This is a genomic window from Flaviflexus massiliensis, assembly GCF_001375495.1.
GTDB classification, from domain to species: Bacteria; Actinomycetota; Actinomycetes; order Actinomycetales; family Actinomycetaceae; genus Flaviflexus; species Flaviflexus massiliensis.
The window spans coordinates 73,234-85,505 of sequence record NZ_LN831058.1; the positions used below are offsets into that span (position 1 = coordinate 73,234).

Consider the following 12,272-nt stretch of genomic DNA (forward strand, 5'->3'; position numbering starts at 1 on the left):
GGTCTAACCTCCACGGGGAGGAAATGACACCAGTGTTGGGCGGTACTCATTCGAGTACCGCCCAACCAGTTTCTTTACGCCATAACCGTAAGAATCATTGCGAACTACGCTGCGACCCTCGCGATATTGAAGACTTCCGCCGGCATAGGCTGATCCAGTTTCCACGTCACGTGCATGGGTTGCGACCCCTCGTGGCCTAGGTAGGTCACAGGACCGAGGAACATGTACGGTTCGGCTGCACCGGTCAGGGTTGTTGGCAGCTTCGACCTGCGTACGAAGAGGAGCGGCCTGGTGGTTGAGAGGCCCTGATAGATTTGTCCCCCTTTCGCTCTCGGGTGTCGTGTTCCCTTGAGAATCCCATCCGAATTCGGACGGCGTCATCGCATAGTCGCGGTACATGGTTTGTGGGGAGAAGTGCTTCTCGGTCTTTTCCAGGGTCACAAGGAGCGCTGCGGAGTCGGTGGACTGCGACAGGAGGACACCCTCAACCTTGCCCTTGGGTGCGGTTCTCGTCTTTCCCTCATGCATCCCCAGTCCCGCATATAGCTCATCCCTCGTGTAAACACCGTGAGTACGCAGAGGGGACCCGGCTATCGGAGGTTCGGCGAGGATGTTGTCGCGGGAACGATCCGACACGATCTCCCACATTTGGTCCAATTCGGTCGCGATCTGCGGGTAGCTGCGCAGGACCGCGAGCGCCTCATCCAGCTCAACGGTTCGATCATCAATCGTGCCGTCGTTCCAGAAGCTAAAGATCAGCATCCATGCGAGCCGGGATTCTTCTACACTCATGTCCTTCTCGGTCGCGGATCCGTGTAGGAGCTCGCGATAGCTTGCGTATCTGATGGGATCGTTGACGTGACGGAGCGTGAAGAGGCGGTTGTTGAGGTATCGGAATTGTTCTTCGTCGAACAAGCTCCTCAGGTTTTTCTGCACGCCCGAGTATGCAAGTAGTGAGATCCAGGTGCGTCGAATACTTTGCTTGCCGTCCTTGGTTACAAGTGAATCTGTGCTTGCTCGGTAGATGCTCTCGATGCTGCGACCTGTCTCGGTTAAGAAATTACCGAGCTGTTGGGTGGGTAGGCGCGAGTCTTCCCCGCCTCGATAATCTGCAAAGAAGTCGGCGATCACCGCATTGAGTTTCGTTGTTGGAAGCTGGAGAGAATCCTTGAGGTTATTGGTGACTTCCTTCTGAACAGACTCATCGAGCTCGATGAGGCATCCTGCCGGAGTATCGGGGAACTCCTCCTTCACGGTCTTTTCGGTCAGAATCCCACCGCGAGCAAAGATCGAGAACTTCCGATCAAACTGGAATTGCGAAGAGTGGTTACCGACGAAGTCCAAGACGGTCAGGACCGCCTTCTTTTCTGAGCGGCGCAGTCCCCTGCCAAGCTGCTGTTGGAAGAGCGTGGGTGACTGGGTGGGGCCGAGCATGAGGATCGTGTCGACTTCGGGAATATCAATGCCCTCGTTGAAGATATCGACGGTGAAGATGATTGCGAGGGGATCTTCCGGATTGGCGAGGCGCTTGATTTCCTGTCGGCGTCTTTCTTCAGAATCCTCCCCAACGAGAGCTGTTGCCGGGATACCCGCCCTGTTGAATACCTCCGCCATGTACTTCGCGTGCTTCTTCGATGCACAGAATCCAAGCGCAATCATGCGACGCGGGTCGGCAATCTTTTCTTCAAGTTCGTCGAAGATTGCACGTAGGCGAGCATCCGCCGACGCCCCTTCCACGTACACGGATTCAAGGCTGGCGGTGTCGTACTTCCCCTTGGCTGACTCTGGCCGCCAACAAGTCGGTATCATCCTTAATCCCGAAGTAGCGGAAGGGCACGAGTAGGTCAGCGTCGAGTGCATCCCACAGCCTCAGTTCGGTCGCGATCCTGCCATCAAAGAACTTGGTGGCAACATTGACGCCGTCGCCTCGCTCGGGAGTAGCGGTGAGACCCACGAGCTCGCGCGGCGTGAAGTGTTCAATCACCTTCCCGTAAGTCGGTGCGCTGGCGTGATGGAATTCGTCGATGATGACGACATCGAAGTGATCCGTTGGGAGCGAGGTTAGTTTCTCGCCACGCAGTGTTTGGATGGAGGCAAAGACGTGCTTCCAATTTCTTGGTCTCATCCCATCAGCAAATATCTCCCCAAAGTCGCGGTCCCGCAGCGTTGATTGGAAAGCTAAACGAGCTTGCTGAAGGATCTGGGTACGGTGCGCGATAAACAGGAGGGTGGGGTTGTCCAGACTTTGCCGCAAATACTTGAAGTCGAGGTCGGAGAGGATGGTCTTGCCCGTACCGGTGGCTGCAACGACGAGATTCTTATGGTGACCGCGGCTCCGTTCGGCTGCCAAATGATCAAGCATGATCGCCTGGTGGGGCCGAGCATAAACATCGAGGAAGGTCGTATCGATCGCCGCCATGCGCCGATCAACCGATTTCGATGCTCTGCGCAGAGCATCGTCTAACTGCTCGTATTGGTCGGACGAATAGGAGACAAACTCGGGGTCATTCCAATAACCGTCGAACGCTGCACGGAACTGCTGGAGCGCTCCAGGAGTTTGAACGCTGGAGAGGCGCACATTCCATTCCAAGCCATCGGTCATGGCAGCCGCAGACAGATTCGACGAACCAACATAGCCCGTACTGAAACCGGTATTTCGTTCAAACAGCCAAGCCTCTGCGTGAAGCCTGGTCGTATTGTTTTGGTAGCTAATCTTGATCTCTGCACCGAGATCGTGCAGGGCCTGGACCGCCTTGGCGTCGGTCGCACCCATGTAGGTCGTGGCAATGATGCGAACTGGGACACCCCGTTCCTGGGCTTTTCCCAGCGCGTCCCGGAGAACACTGATGCCAGAAAGTTTAAGGAAAGAGCAAAGGAGATCAACGCGGTCGGCTGATGCGAGCTCATGTTCCAGTTCCCTGCTGAGAGAGGGCTGCTTCGGCGCATTTGTCAGAAGCGTGACGTCCGAAAGCGGGGTGCTGGGGCGGATAACCGCTTCCTGGTTTGAGCGCTTGAGTGCGACCAGCTGGGCAATCGACTGTTTGTCGCCAACCGTGATCTCGTCATCCGGATCAAAACTACGCAGGGCGCGATTGATGATATAGATCTGCTCTTCGGTCTTCACAATTGTGAGCTGCTGTTCAAGACGTTGCGCAACATAGGTGGTGAGAACCCTGATGCGTTCAGCATCCTCCACTTTTTCAAAGTCCGGTATTGCCCCTTCTGGGAACCTCTCACGCGGCAATCGCCGCGAGTGAAGGAGCTCGTAAAGCCCGTAATGAAGCCTGCCCTCATCGCCAACATTCATAGATGCGGCTTATCGATTTTCACCGCAATTGCAGCATGTCCACGTAACTCGGATCAAACAAAAGATCCTGGGTTTACCTTGCCCACTTACGTATTCTCAAGCGTGTTTCATGACCTCTACAATCGCTGGCTTCTCTCGCTTCGGTTCCTGCGCTCACCGTCGTAACACATTTTCTCTAACGCTCTGGTGCAAGAGTTACTCTTAGTTATGTAATGATCAACAGATTGCTTCGACTTCCGTGCATAACTGCTGGTTGTAAAGCCGTCACCTTTGTGCATAATCTGCAATCCGTTACAGTTTGTGTAGAAGTAACCAATAGTTTCTGTCACCAAGGATGGTACGGATGGCGAAGAAGGTTCGCTTGTCGGATGTGGCCGAAAAGGCCGGTGTTTCGACAGCCACGGTGTCTCGTGTTCTCAACTCAAAGTCGACCGTGGCAAGCGGGACGAGGCAGTTGGTGCTCGAGGCTCTCACCGCCCTCGGCTACGAGAAGCCAAACGAGTTGCGGGAGGCGAGCGGATCCCGCATCGGCATCGTCGCGCCCGACCTCAACACGACAACGACTCCCCTCTTCATTCAGGAAGCCGTGTCGCTCGCTACCGCGAGCGGTTACGCTCCGATTCTTCTCACCAGAACTTCTGGGAACAGTGCCGAATCGTACCTGCAAATGCTCATCAAACAGCAGGTTTCCGGGGTTCTGTTCCTGACCGGTTTCGAGCAGGATGATGCCGAGACCGTGTACCGCTATCTCCAGCACGGTGACCGTGACATTCCGTTCGTGACTATCAACGGCCGCAACCCCAACATCGGGGTTCCCGACTTCTCCACGGATCACGTTGAGGCGGCACGCGAATCAGTCCAATACCTCTTCCACTCCGGCCACCGCTCCATTGGACTCATGACCGGCCCCGAGCGCTTCCGGCCGGCCCAGAACACGGCGATGGGATATCGGCAGGCGATGATGGAGCTGTGCCCAGCTAGCGATCAGCATGTTATTCACACCCTGTATTCCTCAGAGGATGGGGAACGGGCCGTGGACCAGCTGTTGGACCTGGGGATGACAGCGGTGATCTGCGGTTCGGACCTGCTGGCTCTCGGCGCACTGCGACGGGTACGGGAGAGGGACATGAGGGTGCCGGAAGATGTGTCCATTGTTGGCCACGACGATTCCAGTCTCATGTCGTTTACCTCCCCTCCCCTCACAAGCAACAGGGAACCCATTCGAGAGATTGTTGCTGTCGCAATCGGTACCCTGGTGGAAATGATGACGGGTGGGAATCCGCCACGCGTGCCGATGACTTTCCGTTCCGAACTGATTACGCGCGGATCAACCGGTTCCGCACCGAGGGAAACATGATTCTTTCTCAGCCCAGCAGTGACCAATGGTGGTCCTCTGCCGTTATTTACCAGATCTATCCCCGCTCCTTTAAGTCCACGACAGATGGCGTGGGTGACCTCCCTGGAATTACATCGAAGCTACCGTATTTGGCGGGTTTGGGAGTGGATGCGGTGTGGATTTCACCGTTCTACACCTCCCCGCAAAAGGACCACGGCTACGACGTATCCGACTACCGGGATGTCGATCCTTTATTTGGAACTCTCGAGGATGCCACCACCCTCCTAGCTCGCGCCAAGGAGCTCGGCATCAAGGTCATCGTCGACCTGGTTCCCAATCACACCTCGGATCAGCATCCCTGGTTCCAAAAGGCATTGAAAGCTGGCCCGGGATCGCCCGAGCGAAACCTCTATTGGTTTAGGGACGGCAGGGGTGAGAACGGTGAGCTCCCGCCCACGAACTGGCGCAGTGTCTTTGGTGGCCCTGCCTGGACTCAAGTTGAGGACGGACAGTGGTATCTGCATCTCTTTGACTCCTCCCAACCGGATCTGAACTGGGAGAACCCGCTCGTACGAGAAGAGTTTGAATCCATTCTACGTTTCTGGCTCGAACGTGGAGTCGCAGGATTCCGTGTCGATGTGGCCCACGGGCTTATGAAGGACCCGGCCCTGCCGGACTGGGATCACGACTGGGAAATGGTCTCCGGCCTCGATGACGACAGCGTGCCCGCCCCTCCGATGTGGGACCGGGACGAAGTCCACGATATTTACCGCGACTGGCGAAAGATCGTTGATTCGTACGGCGGGATGATGTGCGCTGAGGCGTGGGTGCACGACGATGAGAGGCGCTCCCTCTACGTTCGTCCCGATGAATTCCAGCAGTGCTTCAACTTCTCCTTCCTCGCCAGCCCCTGGGATAGGGCGTCCCTCCAAGAAGTCATTGCTCAGTCCTACGAGGTCAACAACCGGGTCGGTGCACCAACGACCTGGGTGTTCAACAATCACGATGTTGTTCGGCTCCCTTCTCGCATGGGACTGCCCGTCACAGGCAAGGGACCCAACGGTATTTTCCCCACCGATCCGCAGCCAGATCTTGAACTCGGTTCACGACGAGCACGTGCGGCACAGCTCCTCATGCTTGCACTGCCCGGTTCCGCATACCTTTACAACGGTGAGGAGCTGGGACTTCCCGAGCACACATCCCTCGCGGACGAGTACCGACAGGACCCGAACTTCCGGCGCACAGAAGGCACCGAGGCCGGGCGAGATGGTTGCCGCATTCCACTGCCCTGGGACAGCACTCTGCCCGGTGCTGGCTTCTCCCCCACGGGAGAAACCTGGCTGCCCCAGCCTGATGGCTGGGAGGAGTATGCACCCGACAGACAAATCGTAAATCCAGACTCCGTGCACACGATGATCACTACTGCCCTGAAACTCAGGAAAGAACACGGACTTGGGACTGCACAGATCAAAGACCACACCACCGAGGACGCACTCGAGTACCAGGTCGGCGACATCCGTGTCATCACCGCATTCGATCGCGAACTACCGGTGCCGGACGGCTGGCAGGTCCTCCTTTCTTCCCAACCCGTGACGGACACGATTGGACCGAATACGACCTGCTGGCTTCAAAAAACCGAAAGCTAAAGAGCTAGCTCTCCCGTTCCGACGTTCATCGCCATATCACTCGGACCTGGGGAAGAAGTAGAGAAGTGGTAGGACTCGAGTGCGGTAGCGATTGCTACAACACACGACCCCTACCACTTTCAGTCTCAAACTCTTAGCTCAACACTTGTTCTGAGGTTCGTTTCAGATCTGAGTCAGGTCCGAAGCTTTCCTATACTGCTACCGGCTTGTTGCGGGCGTTGGAATTACATGAGGGAGTTGGCGAGCTGCCTGCGAGCCTCGGAGACGAGGGGATCGTGGTGTCCGACGATCGTAAAGTATTCGACAAGGCGGGCACGGACCGTGTCGCGGTCGTCCCCCGAGGTTGCCTGGACGACTGCGAGGAGGCGTGCGAAGGCAGACTCGGGGCGGTTGGCTGCCATCTCAATATCGGACACCTTGATTTGGACTTCCCAGTCGCCTGCCTCAGCGTTTTGGGCTTCAGCCATGACTGCCTGCACGTCGTAGTCCTGGACACGCTGCATGAGTTCCACCCTCATGAGCTCCACCTTGGCGAAGTCATCGCCCGGGTTTTCTTTCAGCGCCTTCGTGTAGGCTTCGTGCGCCTTCTCGAAGTCACCGGCTTCGAGTGCGGCATTGGCTTCTTGGACGTAGGCGGGAAGCTCCGGTTCGGGCATTGCCCCGTTCTCGTCACCATCGAGCTTGCCGAAGACACCGAGCTGCTGGGCGGCCTGAAGGACGGAGTCCACTGCCTTGGTCACGTCCTCGGCTTCCATTGTCCCCTGGAAGAGGGGAACCGGGTTACCGCCAAGGACCGCGAGGGTCGTCGGAACAGCTTGGACCTGGAAGGCGGCAACAACTTCAGGAACCGTGTCAGCATCGACAACACCAAGGCCGACACGGCCTCCGCGGGCCAGAACATCGCTGCTGAGGGTGCCAACGAGCTTGATGGAGCCTTCGGAGCGGGGTGACTTGAAGGCGATGATGAGGGGGACGTGGAGGGAGAGTTCCAGAAACGACTGAATATTCTCCATGGTCACGTCACGGACGATCGGGCCGGGTATCACCTGTTCCCCGTTTTCGTTCGTGGTTTGCTCCCTCACGCGTGCCTGCTCCTTGGCAGGGGCAAGTGCCGAGAGATCAACTGCGCCTCGCATATTCAGTGGCTGGGTCATCTCATCATTCCTATTCTGTGGTCTCGTCAGGGTTCGTCGATGCGTCATCCGTCACGTTGGTGAGAACCGGGTCAGCGGTGGCAATGACGTGAACGTTTCCTTCACCCCGAGCTGGAATATAGAACGCGACCGTCACGTAGTAGGTGGACGTGAGCGTTCCTTGAACATCGTATGTGGAATCGGCTTCCCCGGTCATCCACCGTGCCAGTTCGTCTCCCACGGTGATCGTGGAGCCCGCGGTCGTCCGGTCAATGACAACGTCGTATTCGAGAGCACCCATCGTCACGGCCCCACCATCCTCGGTCGCCATGGAGAGCGGCCCGTGGTTGAGCGCACGAGCATCGATAGTCACGTTCCCGGTCTCACCAAGCGACTCAGCAATGGAGTCACGCTGCGCCTGAAGGGACGAGGACAGAGCATCGTCCTCGAAGGTCACGTTCGTGTCATCCCCGCGCAAGCGCTCCGCGTACTCGGTGATGGCTTGGAGGGGGCTCGTGGCCAGGCCCTCGGCCGAGTCTCCCGGGATCGCATCCGTGTCGGTCGCGAAGGTGATGTCAACTTCTGCTGGCACGAGGTCCGCATATCCCCACAGCTTGTAGTTCGACCTGCCGTTGGCCTGCGACAGCACAACGAGCTGGTCGTTGGAACCGGTGTCGGGGTTCTGCGTGAAGACCATGGCAACGCGCGGGAAGTCTGCCGATGTTGACCAAGTGGAGTCGGCATCGGTCAACGGAACGGGCGACAGGTCCTCGATCCCGAAGCGTTCAGCGTTCGCAAACTCTGCCTCGATGACCTGGCGGGCGGGGCCGTTGATGCGTTCCAGGATGTTCTCCGTGGTCCGCTCTTCGTAGGCCTGGTCGAGGGATGCTGCGATCGCCTCGAGCACCTGGTCGGCTCGTTGCGACTGGCCGTCTCCTTCGGTGATCGTCGCGTCTTCTTCCGGGCTCTCCGTGTCCGTGGCGGACGTTGAGGGGGTTTCAACGGACGGGGTTGGGATCTCGTCTCCGGTGTCGGAGCACGCGCTCAGCACGAGCGCCGTAGCCGCGGCGAAGGCCCAAAATTTACTCTTTTTCATCATGTCTTACTCCTTCGGCCCAAAGCCCCACAGCGAACGCCAGTCGTCCGAGGAACCTCGCTCATCGTTGTCGGATTGTGCGGCTGAATCTGCCTGCGTCCCGGAGTTCTGCTTCGTCAAAGAGTCTGAGGATTCCTCATCATCTGATTCTCCCACGTGAGGCTCGTCTGACGCATCGTCAACCCAGTCACCGTCCAGGTTTCCTTCAGTCCCTTCCAAGGACTCATTCACATCATCAACAAAGGACTCATTGCTATCCTCGGCACCCGATTCAGCCGTGGTCACGAACTCAGCATCCGTCTCGTCAGCACCGTCCACCGACTCATCGTCAGCCGTTGCATCGCCAGACACTGAGTCTTCATCAGCCGTCACGTCATCAGCTGTGCCGTCATCAATCATGTCTTCAGCTACCACCGCGTCAGCATCCCCAGCTTCAACGGAGTCAGTATCAACGGACTCAGAATCGGTTGAGTCAGAATCTGAGTTCTTCTCTGCTTCGACAGTGTCAGTCTCGGTTCCCTCGGCACGGAACTGCTCGGCGCGGGGGCTTGCGGGGAGGATGCTTGCACCGTAGCTGCCACCGGTTTCTTCGCGGACGGATCCGCGTACCTGGCTGGAGGTCGCTCCATCCGCATCCTCATCCGCCTTGGAGGTTGTGGTGATGGCGGGAATGACGGTGGTGTCGGTCGAATCGGCGCGCCCCATGCGTTCGGAGCGTTCCACGCTTTCACGACGACGCTTCTGCACGGTCTTCTGCTGGCTCTGGAACAGGAACAGGGCACTGCCTGCCGCCAGAAGAACAATGCCGACAATGACGAGGGGGATGGCCCAGGGCGTTGAGACGTCACGTTCCCACGTGATCGTCAGCTCGGGCGTGGTGCCGTCCTGGCCGAGGGCAATGAGGGTCCAGTCTCCCTCGGGAACCGTGAAGTACAGTTCAGCGGCATCTTCTCCGGAGATGAAGTTCTCCGGGTTGAACAGGTCGGAGCCCTGCAGGGACAGTTCACCCTCGGGGGCAACGTCCGGATCTGGGAGGGTCGTTGCGAGAGTTTGCCAGTCTTCGAGACCGTTGACGGTCACGTGCGGTTCCTCCCCCAACCACAGGGCTGCCGTGGCACTGGAAGCCACCACCATCTCCACCGTGGTTCCCGGGGCACGAGCGGAAACGCGCACGGTGTCGTTAACGAGCTCCAGCACCCCAGCATCGGTGGCGATGATGCCGGACTCGGAGTCCGATGCGGTGTTCGCAACAATGGTTGTGCTTGGCTTCCACCACGTGGCGGAGCCGATTCCCACCACCATGAGCGCCACACCAATAACGAGCAGCAGGGCTGCTGGCAGTCGTTTCACGTCGTTCCTCCTCGGTTTATCAGTGCCCAAGCATAGTTGTATAACGATTTCATAAAGTAGTCTTTTGCAAAGAGCGTACTCAGGTTCACACTTCCGCGCGGCCCAAACTGACCTCACCGCGTACCCTTGAACTAACGAAAGGACTGTCATGGAGGAATCTCAGTTTCCGATTGTCATGCGCGGATATGATCGCGCACAGGTCGATCAGAAGCTCCACTCTTTAAGCGCTACCCTCACCGAAACTCGGTCGCAGGTTGCCCGGCTCGACTCGGAGGTCCTCAAGCTGTCCGGTGAGCTCGCCGAGGCACGCAGGGAACTAACGGAGAACGATCGCCCCTCCTATTCGGGGCTGGGTGCACGCGTGGAGCGCCTACTGCGCTCCACCGAGGAGCAGGCTCTCGATATTGTGACCCGGGCTAATGCCGATGCGGAGAAGACTCTCAATCGCGCCAGCCAGCAAGCCACCTCCCTGACCGAGAACGCCGAACGCCAGGCCGCCGAGCTCCTTGCGAAGGCGCGGCGGGATGCGGATGATGAACGGAAGTCATCGACCGCGACCGCCACCACCGAGCTCGATAATGCTCGGGTGAAGGCCGAGGAGCTCGTGGCCTCTGCCGAGCGCGAGGCCCACCGCCTCCGCACAGAAGCGAACCACGATGTGGCGGAGCAGAGGAGCAAGACCGAATCTGAGCTGCGAAGCCTCCGTGCATCCACGAACGACGAACTTGCCTCTCTCCGTTCCACTCAGGAGCGTGAGCTTGCCGAAGAACTCGCCAACCACCAGAACCGGCTTCACTCCGAGTCCGCTAGCCACAACGAGCGCCTCTCGGGTGAGATCACGGAGCAGCGGGATCGTCTCGCCCAGGAGCTTGCCGCACACAAGCAGCTCATTGAGAAGGAGCAGACCGAGCATCGCCAGCGGATCTCGTCCGAGCGTGCGAATCACGAAGCGGAGATCGCGAAGGAACGCACAAGCCACAGGCAGCTCATTGAGAGGGAGCGTGCTGAGCATGCGGCGCTGATCTCGAACGAGCGGACCGCGCACGAGAACCGGATCTCAACCGAGACTGCCCAGCAACGGGAAGAACTTGCTCGGGCTGCCAAGGAATCCGCCGAGATGATTGCGGCCGAGGAAGCCTCCCAACGGGAGGCGCTCAACGCGATGGTGTCGGAGGCTGAGAAGAAGGCGAACGATGCTGAACGGCGCCTGTCGGAGGCCGTGCAGCGTGCCGAAGCTTTGCGGACCACGTCCCAGTCGGATGCCTCTCAGCGCATTGCTCAGGCGACTGCCGAGGCGGAGGAAATTCTGGCCGAGGCTCGCGCGCAGGCCGGCGCCATCCTCTCCGAGGCGAGGGAGGCGGCTCGCAATGAGCGGGAGTCGGCATCCGAGCACGTCGCTCAGCTCACCGCGCAACGCGATTCCCTGACCTCCTACCTGGAGGACATGAGGTCTCTTCTCTCCTCCGAGCAGAACAAGACACTCACCGATCTCACTTCCTCCGAATCCGATTCAGAAGGCTCTCACCAGTAGAGAGCTCCTACGTCGGGAAATAAACGCGGGTGATCTTGGGGCGGGCTACAGCTGCTGAGTTGTGAAGTCCGCCAGGATCTCTCCCAGTTCGCTCGGGGTTTCCAGCGGTGCGAAATGCCCGGCGGCTGCAATGGTCTTCGTGACCGCGGTCGCCGGGTATTCCTTTGCCAGGCGGTCAATCATTGTGGGTGACATGGTAGGGTCTTCATCTCCCCGCACCAGCAGGAGTGCACGGATGCCATCCTTGAGAACATCATGACGATCGGGGCGCGCGGCCATGGCCCTTTGCATCCATGCCAGGGACTGCGGGTTTACTTCACGCAAGCGGCGTTGAATATCGGCGTAGATCTCTGGCCTCCCCTGCTGGGTTGCCTTCGCGGTCATCCCATCCGCCATCCCCAGCACCGAGGACGCATCCCCCTCATCGGCCTTCCTTGCGGCCTCACGACGGTTCTTTGCCGCTTCCTCGGTGTCGGCACCGATGTTGGTGTCGATGAGGGCCACTCCCTCGTGTCCCACGCCGAGAGAAACCACGGCTGCAGTGACCGCTCCACCCATGGATACCCCACCGATATGGAATCTCCGGGCTCTGAGTTCTTCCAGGTCGTGAGCGATTGCCCGGGCGTAGGTGTCGAGGCTCGGCTCCTGTACACCCAGCATCCCATCGAGCTCGTGGCCGGGGAGGGACTCACCGAATCCGGGAGCATCGAAGGTGATGACGGAGGGGAGGTAGGTGCGCACCTTGTTGAACATAGTCGAGTCGAAGGGCATGGCGTGCAGGAGTACCCAGGGGGTGGTGGTGCGATCACCGGTCCAGCGATATGAGAGGTAGGTCATGGTCTCACCCTAACGGGATTGGTTTTTTCGCTCCAG

General features: G+C 58.7%; 9 protein-coding genes. 3 read left to right on the top strand and 6 right to left on the bottom strand.

The features are described 5' to 3' along the window. Nucleotides 1–3: 3 nt before the first annotated feature. Together BN1241_RS12525 and BN1241_RS12530 are read right to left on the bottom strand one after the other, a co-directional pair. Complete coding sequence (locus BN1241_RS12525) at nt 4–1,737, bottom strand: DUF3427 domain-containing protein (RefSeq protein WP_187117595.1); 1,734 nt, start codon at nt 1,735–1,737, stop codon at nt 4–6. A gap of 10 nt (nt 1,738–1,747) precedes the next feature. Next, nucleotides 1,748–3,307, bottom strand: a complete 1,560-nt coding sequence (locus tag BN1241_RS12530) for a DEAD/DEAH box helicase (protein WP_082418209.1) — start codon at nt 3,305–3,307, stop codon at nt 1,748–1,750. 343 nt (nt 3,308–3,650) lie between these two features. Between BN1241_RS12530 and BN1241_RS04245 the strand changes: the two genes are divergently transcribed. Together BN1241_RS04245 and BN1241_RS04250 are read left to right on the top strand one after the other, a co-directional pair. Further along, nucleotides 3,651–4,664 (top strand): LacI family DNA-binding transcriptional regulator, encoded by a 1,014-nt coding sequence (locus BN1241_RS04245; RefSeq protein ID WP_054952469.1) that lies wholly within the window; start codon nt 3,651–3,653, stop codon nt 4,662–4,664. Then, nucleotides 4,661–6,289 carry a glycoside hydrolase family 13 protein gene (locus tag BN1241_RS04250; RefSeq protein ID WP_054952470.1) on the top strand — a complete coding sequence of 543 codons (1,629 nt, stop codon included), beginning with the start codon at nt 4,661–4,663 and terminating at the stop codon, nt 6,287–6,289. Before BN1241_RS04245 ends, BN1241_RS04250 begins: the two co-directional genes overlap by 4 nt. Nucleotides 6,290–6,513: 224 nt before the next feature. Here BN1241_RS04250 and BN1241_RS04255 read toward each other — a convergent pair whose 3' ends face one another. The 3 genes from BN1241_RS04255 to BN1241_RS04265 are packed head-to-tail and all read right to left on the bottom strand — an operon-like array spanning nt 6,514 to nt 9,868. Further along, a complete protein-coding gene (locus tag BN1241_RS04255) occupies nt 6,514–7,443 on the bottom strand; it encodes a tetratricopeptide repeat protein (protein ID WP_054952471.1) in 930 nt (309 codons plus the stop codon). Between the two features lie 10 nt (nt 7,444–7,453). Beyond that, nucleotides 7,454–8,521 carry an LptM family lipoprotein gene (locus BN1241_RS04260; protein ID WP_054952472.1) on the bottom strand — a complete coding sequence of 356 codons (1,068 nt, stop codon included), beginning with the start codon at nt 8,519–8,521 and terminating at the stop codon, nt 7,454–7,456. A gap of 3 nt (nt 8,522–8,524) precedes the next feature. Next, nucleotides 8,525–9,868 (bottom strand): hypothetical protein, encoded by a 1,344-nt coding sequence (locus tag BN1241_RS04265; protein WP_054952473.1) that lies wholly within the window; start codon nt 9,866–9,868, stop codon nt 8,525–8,527. A 148-nt stretch (nt 9,869–10,016) separates the two neighbouring features. Here BN1241_RS04265 and BN1241_RS04270 point away from each other — a divergent pair, with 148 nt between their 5' ends. Beyond that, entirely contained in the window at nt 10,017–11,399 is a 1,383-nt protein-coding gene (locus tag BN1241_RS04270; protein ID WP_054952474.1) for a hypothetical protein, read from the top strand. A gap of 45 nt (nt 11,400–11,444) precedes the next feature. Here BN1241_RS04270 and BN1241_RS04275 read toward each other — a convergent pair whose 3' ends face one another. Next, on the bottom strand, nt 11,445–12,236 hold the full coding sequence (locus BN1241_RS04275) for an alpha/beta fold hydrolase (protein WP_054952475.1): 792 nt from the start codon (nt 12,234–12,236) through the stop codon (nt 11,445–11,447). Between the last annotated feature and the right edge of the window lie 36 nt (nt 12,237–12,272).

Coding starts and splice junctions, on each gene's coding strand:
- BN1241_RS04260 (WP_054952472.1), bottom strand. CDS start 8,521: ATGATGAAAAAGAGTAAATTTTGGGCCTTCGCCGCGGCTACGGCGCTC.
- BN1241_RS04270 (WP_054952474.1), top strand. CDS start 10,017: ATGGAGGAATCTCAGTTTCCGATTGTCATGCGCGGATATGATCGCGCA.
- BN1241_RS04255 (WP_054952471.1), bottom strand. CDS start 7,443: ATGACCCAGCCACTGAATATGCGAGGCGCAGTTGATCTCTCGGCACTT.
- BN1241_RS04275 (WP_054952475.1), bottom strand. CDS start 12,236: ATGACCTACCTCTCATATCGCTGGACCGGTGATCGCACCACCACCCCC.
- BN1241_RS04245 (WP_054952469.1), top strand. CDS start 3,651: ATGGCGAAGAAGGTTCGCTTGTCGGATGTGGCCGAAAAGGCCGGTGTT.
- BN1241_RS12530 (WP_082418209.1), bottom strand. CDS start 3,307: ATGAATGTTGGCGATGAGGGCAGGCTTCATTACGGGCTTTACGAGCTC.
- BN1241_RS04250 (WP_054952470.1), top strand. CDS start 4,661: ATGATTCTTTCTCAGCCCAGCAGTGACCAATGGTGGTCCTCTGCCGTT.